The organism is Streptomyces sp. TLI_105, from assembly GCF_900105415.1.
In the GTDB taxonomy this organism is placed as follows: Bacteria; Actinomycetota; Actinomycetes; order Streptomycetales; family Streptomycetaceae; genus Streptomyces.
In genome coordinates this window covers 5343942-5361078 of sequence record NZ_FNSM01000001.1, presented here as the reverse complement: position 1 = coordinate 5361078, position 17137 = coordinate 5343942, and the positions used below count along the sequence as shown (strand labels likewise).

Sequence of the window (17137 nt, the reverse complement as noted above, 5' to 3'; positions counted from 1 at the left end):
CTCTCCGGGTCAGTCCCGTGGCGATCCCCGCCGGCCTGGTGCGGGAGCCTCCGGGATCGGTGCGGGAGCGTCCGGGATCGGTTCGGGAGTGTCCGGGATCGGTTCGTGGGGGCGGGTTCGCTCGGCCCAGGCGGCGACCGGGGGGCCTGCCGCGCCCAGGGCCGCGAAGAGGGCGCCGAGGAGCAGCCATCCCGTGTGTCCGAGCGCGAGGACCGCTCCGGTGAGGATCACGGGGGCGAGGGCCTGGCCCGCGTTGAAGCCGATGCCGAAGAGGCCCTGGTACTGCCCCTGGGCGTGGTCGGGGGCGAGACCGAAGCCGAGCGCGTAGCCGCCCGAGGACTCCCACACCTCTCCGACGCTGTGGACGCAGACGGCGAGGACGGCCAGCGCGGGCGCGACCCAGGGCGGGACGTCGGCCGTCAGGGCCATCAGTGGGCAGCTGACGAGGAAGAGGAGCCCGGCGAGGCGGAAGGCGCGGCCGCCCTGGCTCGGGGTCTCCACCTTCGAGCCGAGTCGGCTCTGCAGCAGCACGCAGACGCCGCTGTTGACCGCGTAGACCGCCGCCACGGTCCAGCGCGGCGCGTCGGTGTGGGCGGCGAGCCAGATCGGCAGCAGGAGGGAGACGACCTGGTACTGCAGGCCCATGGCGCTGTAGAGCGCGACGAAGGACACGTACGGCCGGTCCGCCAGGACGGACCACTGGAGGTGTCCATCGGGCCGGGGCAGGGGCCGGTAGTCGGGGACGCCCAGGAACGCGATCAGTCCGGCCAGGGCGAAGCTGGCGGCGTTGGCGAGGATCAGCACGGTGTAGGCGGGGCGGGTGTCGACCTGGAGGGCGACGGCCGCGCCCAGGGTGCCGACGACGACGCCGAGGTTGACGAACGTGCGGAGTCTGGCCCGGAAGGCCGCCGGGCGCTCCCCGCCGACCCTGGCGACGAGGGCGCCGCCCGCGGCACCGCCGGCGGTGGCGGCCAGCCGGTCCAGCGTGGCGACGAGCGTGAACGCGAGCCAGCCGTCGATGAGGACGAAGGCCGCCATCGTGACGGCCTGGAGGACGAGGGCCGTCAGCCAGACCGTGCGCGGTCCGTACCGGTCGGCCAGGTTCCCCGCCGGTATGCCGGCCGCCAGGCCGCTGAGGCCGGCGATCGTGAGGCCCAGGCCCACCTGGGTGGCGGGGAGGTGCACCACGAAGGTGAAGTAGAGGACGGCAGCGGCGTTGAAGAGGCCGTTGCCCACCCTGCTGACGAAACTGGCGGCGATCAGAGCCCGCTGCGGACCGGAATCCGGCCCGTCGGGCGCCCGTCGTCCGTTCCCCCGTCTGATCCCCCGCCTGATCATGCCGGTCAGGCTAACAGGGGGGCCTCACCGCGCCGGCCGGTCGACCGTATGGGCCTTCCGGATGTGCGACGACCCCGGGCGCGGGTGCGGCCGGGGTCGTGCGGGGGTCACGGGGTGGGGTGCGCGGGGGGCGGATCGCTCCGCGGGATCAGCGGCTCACTCCGTGAGGTCGGCGGATCACGCCGTGGGGCCGGGCTTCGGCCCGGTGCCGGGCGTGGGCCCGGCACCGGAGCCTGGGCTCACTGGCCGGCGGTCTTCTTCTTGCGGAGGAAGAACACCGCGCCGCCGCCGATCACGACGAGCGCGGCGGCGATGCCGGCGATCATCGGGGTGGCGCTGGAGCTGCCGGTCTCGGCGAGGTCGCCGCCACCGGTCGTGGTGCCGGTGGTGTCACCGGTCGTGCCGCCCGTGGTCGACGGGGTGGAAGGCGTGGCCGAAGGGGTGGTGGAGGGGGTCTCCGACGGCTTCGGGCCGGGGGTGGCCGTCTTGCAGTCCAGGACGCCCTCGAAGGACTCCTCGAAGCCGTTCGGGCCGGTGATCGTGAACTTGTACGCCTCGTCCTCGGCGAGCGGGACCGTGATGGTCTTCGTCTCACCGGCGCCGATCGTGTACGAGGTGCCCTTCAGGTCGAAGGTCCAGGCCTCGTCGCCCTTGTTGCCGGCGATGATCTCCAGGCCGCCCTTGGCGCAGTCCTTGGCGACCGTGACGGACGGGACGGCACCCTTCTTGGCCCACGTGGCGGAGGCCTTGGCGGTGACGGTGGAGTCGCTGGAACCGGCCAGGATCAGGGTCTGGGACGGGCCGTCGACGGAGACGAAGGCGCGGCCGAGCGAGACCTTGGTGGTGGCCTCGGCGGTCAGCTCGGCGGTGCCGTCGGCGGTGCCGGCCGGGACGTCGAAGTAGATCTCGTCGCCGTTCTTGGCCTCGGTGACCGGCTTGCCGTCCTTGCCGACGACCTGGACGCCGGCGGGGGCGCCCGGGGCGGCCGCGAGCTTGGCGGTGGCGTTGGTGGTGACGGTGATCGGGCCGAGCTTCTCGCCGGCCTTGCCCGCCACGGTGGCCGGGGAGAGGCTCAGGGAGGCCGTCGGCTCGTCGAGCTCGACCGCCTTCTCGAGCAGGTACTCCTTCAGCTTCTCGGCGTCCTCGTCCTTCGGCGTGGCGACGACGTCGTCGGAGAGGGTCCAGATGGCGGCCTGGGTGCCGGCCGCGGCCTCCTGCTTGGAGAGGTCGACGCCCGCGTTGCCACCGAGGGTCTCGGCGGACAGCTTCGGGTAGGCGTGCTCCAGGATCCAGAGGATCTTGCCCGCGTTGCCGTTGTTGTGCAGGGAGGACTCGTCCCAGCCGACTTCCTTGTAGTTGAAGTCACGCTTCGCCGGGGTGCGGAGGTCGATGCAGTAGGTGAAGAGGCTTCCCCCGCCGTCGACCTCCATCTTGAACAGACCACCGTTGACCGACCACTTGGTGCCGTTCTTCTCGGTGATCTCGACGGCGCCCGCGTCTTCCGTCATGCCGCCGAACTTCGCCATGACGCCACCGGTGCCCGGGGCGTTGTCATCGGCCAGGGCCGGACCGGCGGTCGCTATCGCGCCGGTCGCGACGAGGCCGGAGACCAGGATCGTGGCGGCGAGACGGGCAACGCCACGCCCACGAACTGAAAACATTGGATTCCCCTCCGGGCGAGACACTCCGCGAACTTGGTCGATTCGCGTGGGGGGAGCGCACGCCAGCAAGACTCACAGACTCAATGGGCTCACGTGCCACATGAGTATCCGGGAATCCTAGGGACGCGAAGCCCCCGGGTGCCCTGTCGTGCGGTCAGATAACCATTCCGACTCGGAATCGTTATCAGCAAAGCAAGTTGGTCGACAAATCCCCACAACACAAGGTCAGGACGCGGTTACCAACTGGGGTGCCGCGGCCGTCCCCTCCTCCGCCGCCGCCGTCCACGGGTCCTGCTCCGGCTGCGGTGCGGGTTCCGCCCGGGCGGCGCGCCGGAAGGCCGCCGTCCCCCTGCTCAGGTCGTGCCCCACGGCCATCGCGTCCACGTCCACGAAGGTCTTGCGCTGCCCGTCGCGCTCCTCCTCACGGACCTTCAGCCGCCCGTACACGACGAGTGGTTCCCCCACGGAGACCGAGGCGGCGAGGTTGGCGCCGAGCGAGCGCCAGGCCGACACCGTGTAGAAGCTGGTGTTCCCGTCGGACCAGAGGCCCCGCTCCCGGTCCCAGCGGCGCGCGGTCACCGCGAACCGGAAGCGGGCCACTCCGCCCGCCACCGTGTCCCGGTACTCCACTGCCGTCGCCACGTTCCCTACGAGCGTCACGGTCGTGTCGTTCATGGTTCGCCCCCAACTCTCCGGTGTCCTGCTGCGTGGACACCCCGTGGGAACCATGCTGGGGCGACCGGGCGCACCTCGCTCGGGCCTGTGGACAACCGCGGACTCGGGGACGACTCCCTCACCCGGAAGGGGGAACCGCCCCGAACCCGGCACCCCGTGCCCCGAAGGCCGCCGGTGGGCTTACCTCACCCGCGCCCCCGCCCGCGTCGCGCCCAGGCGGGTCGTGCCGGAGCGGCCGCCGCCGACGACGATCCGGGACGCCGGCGGGCGCGAGCCCACCACCGTCGCGTACTGCTCGCGCACCTCCCGGTAGCGCATCAGTTCCGCCGCCACCGGGTCGAGGACCCGGGCCCGGCCGCAGGCGGCGGCGGCCTCCCGCAGGCGGCGTTCGGCCTCCTGCCCGTACCGGCGGGCCGGTCCCTTCACGGCGCCCTCGCAGGCCCATTCGACGAGCGGGCCGCCGATGATCCCGCCGAGCATCACGAGGACCGGCGGCAGCAGACCCGGCTCGACGACGCCCACGATCTGCCCCACCAGCCACAGCGCGCCGAAGATCTGCAGGAGCGTCATCACCGCCTGGGCGAGGACGGCCGCGGGCCACCAGGCGGGCCGGGGCGGCCGGGCGGCCGGGTCCCCCATGGAGACCGTCAGCTCGTCCAGGGCCTCCGGCAGCCCCTCGGCCCCGCGCACCGCCGCCTCGCGCACCGCCTGGGCCCAGGGCACCGGGAGGCCCCGCGAGGCCTCGTCGGCGACGATCCGTACGGCCTGCTCGACGCGCTGGCGGGCCGTCAGCTCGTCCTCGACGGGGACTTGGAGACGGGGGTCGGTGGAGCCGTGCGCGCGCATCCGCTCGTACCAGCGGTAGAGCCGCAGCCAGGGGGTGCCGCAGGCGCGGATGGCGCCCCGGCGCCAGACCCGCTCGGCGGCCTCGCCCGCGGCCTGGGCGCCGACGGCGACGGCGAGCCGGTCCGTGAAGGCGTCCCGGGCCCGTTCGTCGAGGCCGGCCCGCCCTTCGGCGACGTACGCCTGGCGCAGCCGGGCCGCGGCGGCGTCGACGTCGGCGGCGAGGCGGCGCTCGGGGGCGGTGCGTTCCTGGACGAACCGGGCGATGGTCTCGCGCAGTTCGGGGAGGCCCTCGCCGGTGAGGGCGGAGACGGCGAGGACGGTCGCGCCGGGCTCGCCGTGCTCGCCGAGCGCCACGCCGTCCTCGTCGAGGAGGCGGCGCAGGTCGTCGAGGACGAGGTCGGCGGCCTCGGTGCCGAGCCGGTCGATCTGGTTGAGGACGACGAAGGTGACCTCGGCGTGCCCGGCGAGGGGCCGCAGGTAGCGCTCGTGGAGGGCCGCGTCGGCGTACTTCTCCGGGTCGACGACCCAGATCACGGCGTCGACGAGGCCGAGGACCCGGTCGACCTGGTCGCGGTGGGCGGTGACGGCGGAGTCGTGGTCGGGCAGGTCGACGAGGACGAGCCCCTGGAGCTCGGTGTCGCCGGCGCCGCCCGCGAGGGGACGGCGGCGCAGCCTGCTGGGGACCGCGAGCCGGTCGAGCAGTCCGGCGGCGCCGTCGGACCAGCTGAGCGCGATGGGCGCGGAGGTGGTGGGGCGGCGCAGGCCGGTCTCGGAGACGGGGACGCCGGCGAGGGCGTTGAAGAGCGTGGACTTCCCGCTTCCGGTGGCCCCGGCGACGGCGATCACGGTGTGCCGGGAGGAGAGCCGCTGGCGGGCGGCGGCCTCGTCGAGGACGCGCCCGGCCTCGGCGAGGGCCTCGCTCTCGACCCGGGTGCGGGAGAGCCCGACCAGCTCGTGGAGGGCGTCGAGACGGCGGCGGAGGGGCCCGCCGTAGCTGCCGCCGAGGAGCGGCAGGGCATCCTCCTCCTGCGGCGGGGGCGCCTTCTCCTGCGCGACGGCGGTCTTGTCGGCTGCCCGCTCGGCCGCGCGCCGCGCGATCAGCCCGTCGTCCCAGCGCGCACGGCCGCGCTCCCGGTCGTCGTCCACCACGTCACTTCTCCTTCTGCAGTACGGAGAGCGCGGCGATCAGCTCCGCCTGCGGCTCGGGGGTCACGTCGAGCGCGTCGAGGGGGGCGAGGCGGCGGTCGCGCTCGGCGTGCAGGACACGGTCGACGTACGAGAGGACGAGTTCGCCGCCCTTGTCGCGCAGCCGCAGGGCGCTCTGGGCGCCCAGGAGTTCGGCGAGGCGCTCGCCGGCGGCGCGGGCGCGGCGGCCGCCGAGGAGGGAGGCGGCGAGGAGCGCGGCGACGGTGTCGGGCTCGGGGGCGGCGCCGGAGGAGCGGGAGCCGGAGCGGCGGGACCCCGAGGGGCGGTCGATGCCCCGTACCTCCTCCTCGGCCAGCTCCTCGAGCACGCGGCGCCAGCGGCGCGCCTCCACACCGATCCGCTCCGCCGCCTCCCGGTCGGCGCCGGCCCGCGGCGGGCCGAGGGGCTCGGAGGCGGGTTCGCGGCGCCAGGTGTCCCGGACGTGCTCCTCGGCCGCGGAGACCGCGCAGTGGAGGAGCGCGGCGAGGGACTCGGTGAGGGCGTCCAGGAGCTCCTCGGAGGTGCTGTCGCGGGGGTAGGCGCGCCAGCGGGTGCGGGCGTCGCCGGCGAGGACGGCGCCGCGGCCGAGCTCCTTGCGTACCCGCTTGCCCTGCTCGCGGTACGCGGCCTCGACGACGCCGCCGAGGCGGACGGCGGCGGCGTACTGGGCGGCGACCGCCCCGGCCAGCTCGGGCAGCCGGGTGTCGAGGGAGTCGATGACCCCGGAGGCGGTCCGGTCGGCGGCCTGCTGGCGGGCGGCCGGGTCCTGGCCGCGGTGGGCGAGCCAGCCGCGCAGCTCGGCGACGGCGCTCTCGGGCAGCAGCCCGCTGCCGCCGCAGGTGGACTCGGGCAGCTCGGGGATGGTGAACCGGGGCACGTGGCCGAGGCCGGCCTTGGCGAGCAGTGCCTCGTACTGGCGGGAGACCTCGCCGATGACCTGGTGGGGGACGCGGTCGAGGACGATGACGAGGGTGGCGTCGTACTCCTTCGCGGTACGGAGCAGGTGCCAGGGCACGGCGTCGGCGTACCGCGAGGCGGTGGTGACCATGACCCATACGTCGGCGGCGCAGATCAACTCGGCGGCGAGGAGCCGGTTCTCGACGACGAGGGAGTCGATGTCGGGCGCGTCGAGCAGGGCGAGCCCCCGGGGCAGCGAGGAGGCCGTCTCCACGCGCAGCGCGTTCTCCTCGGGGGCGGGTTCGTCGACGGGGTGGTCCTCGTCGGCCTGGGGCAGCCAGACGCGGGTCAGCTGCGGGAGGACCCGCATGCCGGCGAACCAGTGGTGGTCCTCGGGGTGGCAGACGAGCACGGGTGTCCGGGTGGTGGGCCTGAGCACCCCCGCCTCGCTGACGCGGCGCCCGACAAGGGAGTTGACCAGGGTGGACTTGCCGGCCCCGGTGGATCCGCCGACGACCGCGAGGAGCGGGGCGTCGGGGTCCTTCAGCCGGGGCACCAGGTAGTCGTCGAGCTGGGCGAGCAACTCGGTCCGGGTCTGGCGGGCGCGGGGCGTGTCGGGGAGGGGCAGTGGGAGGCGCACGGCGGCGACTCGGTCGCGCAGGGCGGAGAGTGCGTCGATCAGCTGAGGCCGTTCGTCCAAGGTCACCACATGCGAAGAATGCCCAATTTATGAGTGTTTTTGAAGCGTATGAGGACCCTGCGCGCCGAAGAGAAGGGTGGCGACCGGCAGGTCGGGCATAACGAGTGCACAACACCCGCCCCGAGCGACGTGAAAAGCGCTGCGCGAATCGCACCTGCCTGCGATTATCGGTTCGCTTCACCGAACCTCCACATCGTGCCACGCAGGTGAAGCAACCGGGCCAAGGCGATCGGAGCCCTATCCTTGTCCCGGCAGGCACACCCCACCCACCAGGGGCTCCTGGCCACACGGCCACCACCCGGCCCCCGTAGCTCAGTGGATAGAGCAGGTGCCTTCTAAGCACTTGGCCGCAGGTTCGAGTCCTGCCGGGGGCGCAAGATCAGGACCCTCCTTCGGGAGGGTCCTTTTTGCTGGTCAGGGGCGGTTTCGGGGAAGCGGCGCGGAGCCGGACATGCCCCCTGGCGGACAGGGGACGCGTCCGGCTGGACCCGGCTGATTCCGCGTTTCTGCGGGTGGCTGCGGTGAATACGCGGTGGAGTTTTCAGCCCCTCGGCATGGTCGGGTCCGGGAGCTCCCCCGCCCGCTCGATGCGGTGCTTCAGGCCATCGAGCTGCCCGTCGATACACCGGGCGTAGGTGGCGAGGAGGACAGGGACGCTGTTGCCCGCCCACTCGGCCACGGTCGCAGCCGGGACGCCGGCGTTGAGCCAGTTCGTCAGGAAGGTGTGGCGGTGGTCGTAGACGCGGCGACCGAGCGGAGTCCCGAATTCGTACGAATTAAGCACTTCCTTTCGAGCCCGCCGCCACGCTCGCCGAATCACGGACCCGGCGAGATCACCTCCTTTCTCCCCCTGCATCAGCAGATCTCCGGGCTTCAGCCCCTCCTTCTCGATATGGGCCCGAAGAATCCGCGTCAGTGCGGGACGGCAGGGCACCGTGCGGGTGTCGTCGGCTGCCCGCCCCTTGAGCCCGCGCTCCTCGCGCACCTCCCCGGTGTCCGTCCACTGCCTCCCGACCTCGGGGTGGGCGGTGTGGAGCAGCAGCTCGCCCCACTGGTCGTCGGCGTCCGCAGCGGGCAGGCGTACGTCCCCGACGTCGATCGCCACGACCTCCTCGGGCCGGGCGCCGGCGTAGTACATCGCGGCGAAGAAGGTGTGCGGCCGCCGGCCGCCCCTCGGCCGCCCGTAGATCCAGCCGAGCAGCTTGGCGGCCTGCTCGCTGTTGAGCAGCGAGCGCTTGTCGACGGCGGAGGAGGTCTTGGACGCCGTGGTGCTGGCGCCCTGGCCCTTCGGGAGGGGGTTCTCCTTGAGCACCTTCTTCTTGATGGCGTACTCGAAGAGGACGTTGAGGACGCGCTTGGTCCGCCGGGCCGAGCCGGCGGCCACAGGGGTGCCGTCCAGCTTCGTCATGGCCGCGCGCAGGCCCGTCTCCACTGTGCTCTCGTCCTCCCAGGCGGCCATGGAGAGCGAGTTGCGCTGCACCCAGCGCAGGATCACGGCGACCTCGGGCGGGGCCTGGCCCCGCCGGAGGGTGTTGAAGGCGTACTCACGGAGCGCTCGGCGCACGTCGACACAGCCGGGCGGCCGTCTCCTCGTGGACGTCGGCAGCGGCCGCCGCGATCGTGGCACTGAGGGACGGCCGGCCGCCGAGCGCGGTGAGCCGGCACGGGCGCGCCGCCTCCGGGCCGAGCCGGAGCGGAGCGAGATGCGCGGCGGTCCGTACGGGAGGGTCCGACCACGTCCCGGATCGCGTCCCGGTCCGAGCCCCGAACGCGGTCTCGGACCCGGTCTCGGACCCGGGCGCGGGCCCGGCCGCGGTCCCGGGTCAGCAGTCGTGCCTTCGCATGGAGGGCGAACGCGTTGCCCCGGCAGCGTTCGAGCACTCCGGGCAGCTGCGCCTTGACCCGCGCGGCCTGCTCCGGTCCTGCCACCTTCCGCACGAGCTGCTTCGCGTGCCGGTCGCTCAGCGGCGGCACGGCGACGCGCTCGGCCTCGTCCATCTCGCGCAGCAGCCGCAGCACCACGCCCGCCGGCTCGGGTCCGGTCTCCCCGGACGTGGCGCGCAGGTCGACGTAGTACTGCCCGTCGGGGAACCGGTCGCGGGCCTCCGCTCCCAGCCTGAGGGTCACCGAGGTGGAGCCGCTGCCCGCGGGACCCGACAGCAGGACGACCCGGGGCCGGCCCTCCCAGGGGCGGTCGGCCTCCCGCAACAGCCGCTTGAGCACCTTCTCCTGGTTCGTGAACGCCCAGGGCGGCGGGGGCATCGCGCCCTGCGGCGGTTCGGCGGCTTCGTCCGGGACGCCCTCCAGCATCAGCGCCCATTCGCCGGCCCGCCGTGGATCACGGCCCAGCCGCGCGTGTACACGTCCCGCCAGCGCCCGGCGGTCCTCCGCCCCGGTCGGCAACGGAGTCTCCCGCCCGAGCGTCCGCCTCACCAGAGCCCCTGCCTACAGGGACAGGTTCTTGCCGATCTCTCCGGCGGCCCCGTTGCCCACTCCCAGCAGGAACGTGGTCAGCGCACTGAGCGTCACGACCTCCGACACGTCGACCCCTCCCCCTGGTCACCGGCCCCGCTCCCGCCGGACTGTATCGCCGCGTCTCCAGATCACGGAAACGCTCACGCCCCGGCAACTCCCCTTCCTGACGCGGCACATGGGGCGCCCAGGTGTACAGGATCCGGAAAGACGGGCGGCGCGCCATCGAGCGAGTCGACTCCGTCATCTCGTCCTCCGGCCGGCCGGAGGCGTCGTCCGGCCGTCGGTGGGGTACGGGGCATGGGTGGTGTTCTTCAGAGGGGCGTCCGTGACCGTCGTCCAGGCGTGCGTACGGGACGGGCGGGACGGGCGGGACGGGCAGGGCGTACGGAACGGGCCGGACGGGTGGGGTGGCAGTCCCACGGCCGTCATGGACGACGGGCCGTTCGGCGAGGACGAGCGGCGGCGGGTGCCCGGGGCGGCGGGAGCCTCGCACGCCGTCTTCGTCGCGCGCGAGGGCGAACGGGACGGACGCCCCGCCTTCTCCCTCCGGTTCTTCACCTCCGAGGGGGAGTTGCCCTCCTGTGGACACGGCACGATCGCCGCCCTCGGCTTCCTCGCCGCGCGGGCCGAGACCGACACGCACGAGGTGTCCCTCCGCGTCGCGGGCCGTACGTTCACCGGCCGGGCCGTACGGAAGGGGCCGTACGCCGAGGTCGGCTTCGCCTACGGGGCCGTGGAGCTCCGCGAGCCGGCCGGGCCCGAGTCCGCGCTCGTCCTGCCGGCCCTCGGCCTGGACCCGGACGCGCTCGGACCGGGGCCGCGGGTCGCCTCCGTCGGGCGGCCGCGCCTGCTGGTCCCGGTGGCCTCCCGGGCCGTACTCGCCGCCCTCGCCCCGGACATGGGCCGGCTCCGCGCCGTCTGCGACCGCCTCGGTCTCCTGGGCTGTTACGTGTACTCCGCGCCGTCGCCCTCGGGGCGGCTCGCGGCCCGGATGTTCGCCCCGTCGATCGGCGTCCCCGAGGACATCGCCAACGCCAACAGCACGGCATGCCTCGCCGCCCACCTCGCCGGTCGGGGCATCGACCGCATCACGGTCGACATGGGGGACTCCCTCGGCAGTCCCGCCACCATCGGCGCCACGACCCAGGCCGGTCCGTCCGGTCCGGTGGTACGGCTGGGCGGAGGCGTCCTGGTCACGCCCCCTCGCCCGCTTCCGTAGCCCCTGCCCCCTCGCCCGCTTTCCTAGCCCCCGCCTCCTCGCCCGCTTCCCTAGCCCCTGCTCCCTCGTCAGCCTCTGCTCCCTCGTCCTCCTCCGCGAGCCCCTGCTCCCTCGCCCACCGGCCGCTCCAGGCCTCCAACGGAGCCAGCGCCTCGACGAGTTCCGCGCCCAGGGGGGCGAGCCGGTACTCGTCGTCCGCGCGGGTGAGCAGCCGGGCCTCGGCCAGCTCGTCGAGGCGGGTGCTGAGCACGCTGGAGGACATGCGCTCGCAGCGGCGCTGGAGCTCGCGGAAGCCGGCCGGGGCCTGGCTCAGTTCCCACAGGACGCGCAGGACCCAGCGGCGTCCGAGCAGGTCGAGCGCGGCCATGACCGGGCGGCCGGACGCGGATCCCCGCACGGGCCGCCCGGGTACGGGCCGCCCGGGCACGGGCCCCCCGGGCCGTGGTGTCACCGCTCCGGTCTCTCCCACGCCGCTCCTCCTCCTTGCGCTTCGTTTTCAGAAGCATCATAGTGGCGCTTCTGAAAACGAAGCAGGAGGTGCAGCAGATGCCCCGCATCGAACCGCTCGTCCCCCCGTACTCCCCCGCCGTCGACCGGGCCCTGCGCCGCTGGATGCCGCCCGGCGTGCCCCACGAACCGCTCCGGCTCTTCCGGGTCCTGCACCGCAACCCCGAGCTGGCCTCCCGCATGTTCGCCCTGGGCGCCGGGCTCCTCGGCCACGGGCTGCTCCCCGCCGCCGACCGCGAGTTCGTCATCGCCCGGGTGACCGCCCGCAGCGGCTGCGCCTACGAGTGGGGCGTCCACGCCGCGACCCTCGCCCCGCAGGCGGGGCTCGGCCCCGAACAGCTCCGCGCGACCACGGACACGGGCATGGATCCCGGCCCTCTGACCGAGCGCCAGGCCGCCCTTCTCGCCGCCGTCGACGAACTGCACGACACCGCGCGCCTCTCCGAACCCGCCTGGGACGCCCTCCGCGCCCACTACGAGGACGCCCAGCTGCTGGAGTTCCTCGTCCTCGCAGGCTGGTACCGGACCATCAGCTACCTGGCCAACGGGCTCCTGCTGGAGGAGGAGCCCTGGGCCGAGCCGTTCCCCGTCGTCCCGTGACCGGCGCCGGGCTCAGCCGACGGCGCGCAGGGCCCTCAGCAGGTGCCGCAGGGCCGGTCCCGGCGGCCCCGGCCGGACGGCCAGCGAGGTGGGGACGGTGAGGCCGGCGAGCGGGCGCACCGCGACCCTGGGGACCCTCGGCAGTCCCCGTACCTCGTAGAAGAGGGTCCACGACGGCTCCCGGGCCGTGCCGATCGCCGTGAGCGTGGCCTGGAGGTCGCTGAACGGCGGCCCCAGGACCGGCTGGACCCCAGCCGCCCCGAACGCGCCGGTGACCAGCGAGTGGAAGGGCGGGTTGTCCTCCCGGGGAGCGAGCCGCAGCGGGAGGCCGGCCAGCTGGTCCAGGCGCGGTTCCTGTTCGGCCGCGAGCGGGTGCCCCTCGGGCAGGGCGGCGTACAGCGGATCGCTCCACAGGGGGAACAGCGCCAGGCCGGGCGCGGCCCCCGGCTCGTCCGGCAGCGCCCGTACGAGGGCCGCGTCCAGCTCCCCGTCGCGTACGGCCGCCAGGCGGCGGGCGACGGGCAGCCGGTGCAGACGCACCTGCAACCGGGGGGCTCCGGAGGCGAGTTCGCCCAGGACCCGGTTGATCCGGTCCCCCGGGCCGTGGATGCCGCCCAGGCGCAGGATCCCGTCGTCGCCCGCCGCGATGTCGGCGGCCACGCGCGCGGTGCGGTCGGCGGCTGCGAGCACGGCGCGCGCCTCGGGCAGCAGCCGCTCGCCGGCGGCGGAGAGCCGCACACGCCGGGTGGTGCGCTCGAAGAGCTCCACGCCCCAGGCCCGTTCGAGCCGGCGGATCTGCTGGCTGACCGCCGACTGGACGATGCCGAGACGCTCGGCGGCCCTGCCGAAGCCGCCCTCCTCCGCCACGGTCACGAAGTACCGCAGCTGCCGCAGCTCCACCGCCGCCCCTCCCCCGCATTCATCACGAACGGTGATCTCCGCCGTCTGCAACCGCCTGTGGTGCGGCCTGTCTTCCCCGGATCCAATGGACTTCGACACACCGGGAAGGAGCTGTACACGATGTCCGAGATCCATGAGGCGCTGGTCGTGCACGACGAGGAGGCCGAGCGGATCGACCTCCCCCACGGCGGCGGCTTCCGCCTCCTCGCCGACGCGCGCGACACCGGCGGCGCGCTCGGCGCCAACCGTCTCTCCCTCGGCGAGGGCGCGGCCGGCGCCCCGCCGCACTTCCACACGCGGTCGACCGAGCTGTTCTACGTACTGGACGGGGTCATGCGGTTCACCCTGGACGGCCGTACGGCGACGGTGGCCGCCGGCGGGCTGGTCTCCGTGCCGCCCGGGACGCCGCACTCCTTCGGCGCGGCCCCCGGCTCGACCGCGGAGCTGCTCGTGGTCCTGACCCCCGGGGTCGACCGCTTCGGCTACTTCCGGTCGCTCGGCCGCGTCCAGCACGGCCTGGAGACCTTCGACGCACTCCGGTCCGCGCAGCACCGCTACGACGTGCACTTCCTCTGAGGCCGGTCCACGAGGGGGTTGCGCAGGGGGATCCACTCGTCCCGGTCCACGCCTCGCAGGCGCATCAGGGTGAGGGCCTTGACCCGGAGCTCCGGGGCGAAGAGGGCCGCCCGGTCGGCGCGGTTCTCCGGGGTCGCCTGGAGGTCGTCGTAGGCGCGGTCGGCCGCGGCGGCGACGACCGCCCAGAGCCGGGCCCCGGCGGTCCGGTCCCGGCCGGCGAGGGCAGAGACCAGGGTCCCGAAGGTGGTCCCGAAGAGGTGGCCGAAAAGCATCGTGCGGAGCACGGCCGGGTCGTCGTCGACCACCCGCCCGCCGACCGGAGCGGCGTCGAAACCGTGCCGGGCGAGGCGGGTCGGGCTCAGCCGGACGTCGGCGAGGTCGCGGTAGACGAGCCGGCGCGGCCGGGCGTGCGCGTCGAGCACGACCAGGAGGTTCTGCCCGTGGGCGGCGGGGGCGACGCCCCGGCTCAGGAGGCGGACGAGCGGCGGGACCGCGAGGCCGGCGAAGGCGGCCAGCCAGTCGGCGCCCGCGTCCGGGGCGCCGGCGGATGCCAGGAGCGTCCGGATCAGGGGCGGCCCGTCGCCGGCGGGGCGGGCGGCGAGCGCCGCCACCGGCACGACCCTCTCCCCCGCCCGCAGGCCCGCGGCGGCGGACGGGGACTCGCGGAGCAGCACGGCGAGGTCGCCGCTGGGCTCGCCGCGCACGAGCGCGGAGGCGCCGGCGAGGTTGCGGGTGATCCGCAGGGTGTCCGCCAGGTCGGCCACGACGTGCGCCAGCAGCTGCGAGAGCGGTGCGCTGTTCTCGACGCCGCTCGCCGAGATGTCGCGGATCGCGCTGGTCATCCGCGTGGACAGCGCCGTCTTCAGGTGCGGTCCGCCGTCGAGCGGCGCGAGGGTCCGTACGCTCATCAGCGGCCGGGCGGGGATCGCTCCGGTGGCGAACGGCCGGTGTCCCAGACCCGGCAGGACGTGCTCGCTCTGCCAGGGGTGCACGGGCAGCAGCAGCCGGTCGCCGTCCCGCAGCCGGTCCGGCCACGCGCCCGCGACCCGGCACCGGTCGGCGGGGACCGCCACCAGGTCGAGGCCGACGACCGGACGGTGCTCGGGGGCGTACGCGAGCTGCTCGGCCACGGAGAGCCCGGGGCGGCTGCGGCAGGAGGGGTGGTACGGGTGCCCGTCGACGATGCTCTGCTCGACGTACGCGAGCGGGTCGTCGCCGCCGGGCCCGGGGACCGCACCCGCCGCGTACGCGAGCGAACCGGTGCCGTCCGGTCCGGAGGCCGCACCCGCCCCGTACGCGAGCGAACCGCCGCCACCCGGTCCGGAGGCCGCGCCCACCCCGTACGCGAGCGAACCGCCGCCACCCGGTCCGGAGGCCGCGCCCACCCCGTACGCGAGCGAACCGCCGCCACCCGGCCCGGGGGCCGCGCCCGCCGCGTACGCGGCCGAGCCGAAGCCGCCCGTCCCGGAGACCGCCCCCGCCCGGGACAGCGCCAGGGAGGCGACTCCGTGGTCGAGGTCCGCGACCAGGGAGGCGGCACCCGGCAGGTCGAGGGCGGCGAGGAGGGCGGCCGGGTGGTCGTGGGCGCGGTCGTCGAGCCGTACGGTCGTGTCCTCGCCGGGAACGGCCAGGTCGTGCGGGAGCCGGGGCGGCCCGCTCAGGAGGCGCCCGTCGGCGAGCCGCACCCGGCCGGTGTCCCCGTCGCGCGCCACGATCCCCGGCAGCGGCTCGTGCAGCAGCGCGCGCCACAGCCGGGCGAGGACCGCCGACCGGGCCGGGACCAGCTCCCGCCGGTAGGCGGGGAGGAGCCGGGGAGCCACGTCCGCCAGCTCGGCGGCGACGGCCACCTCGGGGGCGCGCGGCGCGTGTCGTGCGCCCGTATCGTGATCCGGAGCGGAGTGCATGAAGGCTCACTACCCTGCGCAGGATGTCCCTACCGGTGGACGACCCGCCGGGGACCGGGTGGAAGGCGCTGTCGTGAGTGAAGCCAAGGGCGAGGCCGACGCCCTCTCCACCACCGCCCTCCTCAACTGCCTGATCCGGGAGGTGGCCGAGACCGAGCCGCCCACGGATCCGGACCACGCCGTGCACCGGCTCCCGGCGACCGGCCGGCTGCTTCGGGTACGGGCCGGCCGCCGGCCCGCCGACCCCTGCGTCCGCACCGACGGCGGCTGGCTCCCGCTGACCTTCGAGGCCCTCGTGGCGCTGACCGCCGACGAGCTGGGCCGGCGCACCGGCGTCACCAACAGGACCGTCGTCGGCGAGATGACCGACAGCAGGGACGTCGTCGCGGCGCTGCAGGACGCACGCGCGTCCGCGTGCCCGCCGGAGGACCCGTATCTGCGGTCGGAGCAGGCCCTGCTCGCGGGGCACCGGTACCACCCGGCGCCGAAGTCGCGCGGGGCGGGCGCCCCGGAGAGCTGGCTGCCGTACGCGCCGGAGGCGTACGCCCGGTTCCCGCTGGAGCTCCTCGGCGTCCGGGCCGACGTGGTCGCGGAGGACGGCGACCTGTCGCTGCTCGACCCCCTCGGCGGCACCGTCCCCGACGGCTACGTCGCCCTCCCCGTCCACCCCTGGGAGCTGGACCTGCTCGGTGAGCTGCCCGCGTTCCGTGACGGGCGGCTGCTGCGGCTCGGTCCCGGTGCGCCACGAGCGGGCCTGGCCGTGCCGACGTCCTCCGTGCGGACGGTGTACCTGCCGGAGGCCGATCTCTTCTGCAAGTTCAGCCTGGACGTGCGGATCACCAACGGGAACCGCCGTCTGGAGCTGCGCGACCTGCTGTGGCTGCGGACGATCGCGGACCTCCTCGCGCCCGTCTTCGATCCCCTGCCCACGGCGTCGTTCCTCGACGACCGGGGCTACCGCACCGCCGACCTCGGCGGGCAGCACGCCTACGAGGGCTTCGCGGTGATCGCGCGCGAGGGACTGCGGCCGCATCTGCTGCCGGGGGTGACGCCGCTGCTCGCGGCGGGCATCGGCGAGGGCTTCCCGGGCAATCCGGTCGACGGGCTGACGGCGGAGCGGGCCCTCGCATGGTGGCGGCGCTACCTCGACCTGCTCGTGCCGCCGGTGCTGCACGCCTGGCGGGCGCACGGCCTGGTCCTGGAGTGCCATCTGCAGAACGTCCTCGTGGGCGTGGACTGCGCCGGGCTGCCGGCGCAGGTGGTCTTCCGCGACCACGAGGGCGTACGGATCGTCGCCGAGCGGCACCGCGGGCTCCTGGACGGGCACGGGCCGCGGGGGCCCGCCCCGGCCCTGGACGCGGCGCACGGCTGGGAGCGGCTGGCGTACTGCCTGGTGACGAACAACCTCTCCGAGATCGCCGGCGCCCTCACCGACCGCCACCCGGAGCTGACCGGCGAACTGTGGCCGCTGGCCCGGGCGGTGTTCGCCGGGTGCGCGGCGGAGCACGGCGGCCCGGCGGAGGTCTCCGCGCTGCTCGACTCGCCGCACGTGCCCGCGAAGACCAACCTCCTGCTGCGCTGGCTCGACGTGGACGGCGCCGACGCCCGCTACGTACCGATGCCCAATCCGCTGCGGGGAGCCGGGTGAGAGACG

Annotated in this window: 14 protein-coding genes and 1 tRNA gene; 5 read left to right on the top strand and 10 right to left on the bottom strand. The window is 74.7% G+C overall.

Annotation, left to right across the window (positions count from 1 at the left end):
- Positions 1-9: 9 nt before the first annotated feature.
- The 5 genes from BLW86_RS24520 to BLW86_RS24500 form a co-directional block, all read right to left on the bottom strand.
- Positions 10-1338 carry an MFS transporter gene (locus BLW86_RS24520; RefSeq protein ID WP_093876038.1) on the bottom strand — a complete coding sequence of 443 codons (1329 nt, stop codon included), beginning with the start codon at positions 1336-1338 and terminating at the stop codon, positions 10-12.
- Between the two features lie 239 nt (positions 1339-1577).
- Complete coding sequence (locus BLW86_RS24515; protein WP_093876037.1) at positions 1578-2999, bottom strand: LAETG motif-containing sortase-dependent surface protein; 1422 nt, start codon at positions 2997-2999, stop codon at positions 1578-1580.
- 225 nt (positions 3000-3224) lie between these two features.
- On the bottom strand, positions 3225-3674 hold the full coding sequence (locus tag BLW86_RS24510) for a single-stranded DNA-binding protein (RefSeq protein WP_093876036.1): 450 nt from the start codon (positions 3672-3674) through the stop codon (positions 3225-3227).
- A gap of 180 nt (positions 3675-3854) precedes the next feature.
- Positions 3855-5669, bottom strand: coding sequence for a YfjP family GTPase (locus BLW86_RS24505; protein ID WP_093876035.1), 1815 nt, complete (start codon positions 5667-5669; stop codon positions 3855-3857).
- 1 nt (position 5670) lies between these two features.
- On the bottom strand, positions 5671-7302 hold the full coding sequence (locus BLW86_RS24500) for a dynamin family protein (protein ID WP_093876034.1): 1632 nt from the start codon (positions 7300-7302) through the stop codon (positions 5671-5673).
- 301 nt (positions 7303-7603) lie between these two features.
- On the opposite strand from BLW86_RS24500, the gene BLW86_RS24495 reads away from it, so the two are divergent.
- Positions 7604-7676, top strand: a tRNA-Arg gene (locus BLW86_RS24495).
- Between the two features lie 167 nt (positions 7677-7843).
- Here BLW86_RS24495 and BLW86_RS24490 read toward each other — a convergent pair.
- Together BLW86_RS24490 and BLW86_RS24485 are read right to left on the bottom strand one after the other, a co-directional pair.
- The gene (locus tag BLW86_RS24490) at positions 7844-8866 is read right to left on the bottom strand and encodes a tyrosine-type recombinase/integrase (RefSeq protein ID WP_256341416.1); all 1023 of its coding nucleotides are present in this window, start codon (positions 8864-8866) and stop codon (positions 7844-7846) included.
- Positions 8794-9612, bottom strand: coding sequence for a P-loop NTPase family protein (locus BLW86_RS24485; protein ID WP_177181739.1), 819 nt, complete (start codon positions 9610-9612; stop codon positions 8794-8796). Before BLW86_RS24485 ends, BLW86_RS24490 begins: the two co-directional genes overlap by 73 nt.
- A 490-nt stretch (positions 9613-10102) precedes the next feature.
- Here BLW86_RS24485 and BLW86_RS24480 point away from each other — a divergent pair, with 490 nt between their 5' ends.
- Complete coding sequence (locus BLW86_RS24480) at positions 10103-10996, top strand: PhzF family phenazine biosynthesis protein (RefSeq protein ID WP_256341415.1); 894 nt, start codon at positions 10103-10105, stop codon at positions 10994-10996.
- Here the strand turns inward: BLW86_RS24480 and BLW86_RS44070 are convergent.
- Entirely contained in the window at positions 10971-11393 is a 423-nt protein-coding gene (locus BLW86_RS44070; protein ID WP_371129576.1) for a winged helix-turn-helix transcriptional regulator, read from the bottom strand. The genes BLW86_RS24480 and BLW86_RS44070 overlap by 26 nt on opposite strands.
- A 149-nt stretch (positions 11394-11542) precedes the next feature.
- Between BLW86_RS44070 and BLW86_RS24470 the strand changes: the two genes are divergently transcribed.
- Positions 11543-12103: a carboxymuconolactone decarboxylase family protein gene (locus BLW86_RS24470; RefSeq protein WP_093876031.1), complete on the top strand. Its 561-nt coding sequence runs from the start codon at positions 11543-11545 to the stop codon at positions 12101-12103.
- 12 nt (positions 12104-12115) lie between these two features.
- Here the strand turns inward: BLW86_RS24470 and BLW86_RS24465 are convergent, their stop codons facing one another.
- Positions 12116-13003: a LysR family transcriptional regulator gene (locus tag BLW86_RS24465; RefSeq protein WP_093876030.1), complete on the bottom strand. Its 888-nt coding sequence runs from the start codon at positions 13001-13003 to the stop codon at positions 12116-12118.
- A 120-nt stretch (positions 13004-13123) separates the two neighbouring features.
- Here BLW86_RS24465 and BLW86_RS24460 point away from each other — a divergent pair, with 120 nt between their 5' ends.
- A complete protein-coding gene (locus BLW86_RS24460; RefSeq protein ID WP_093876029.1) occupies positions 13124-13579 on the top strand; it encodes a cupin domain-containing protein in 456 nt (151 codons plus the stop codon).
- Here BLW86_RS24460 and BLW86_RS24455 read toward each other — a convergent pair.
- Positions 13558-15483 carry an IucA/IucC family protein gene (locus BLW86_RS24455; protein WP_256341414.1) on the bottom strand — a complete coding sequence of 642 codons (1926 nt, stop codon included), beginning with the start codon at positions 15481-15483 and terminating at the stop codon, positions 13558-13560. The two genes, BLW86_RS24460 and BLW86_RS24455, sit on opposite strands and share 22 nt — an antisense overlap.
- Before the next feature lie 73 nt (positions 15484-15556).
- Here BLW86_RS24455 and BLW86_RS24450 point away from each other — a divergent pair, with 73 nt between their 5' ends.
- Positions 15557-17131, top strand: a complete 1575-nt coding sequence (locus BLW86_RS24450; protein ID WP_256341413.1) for an IucA/IucC family protein — start codon at positions 15557-15559, stop codon at positions 17129-17131.
- Positions 17132-17137 lie beyond the last annotated feature (6 nt).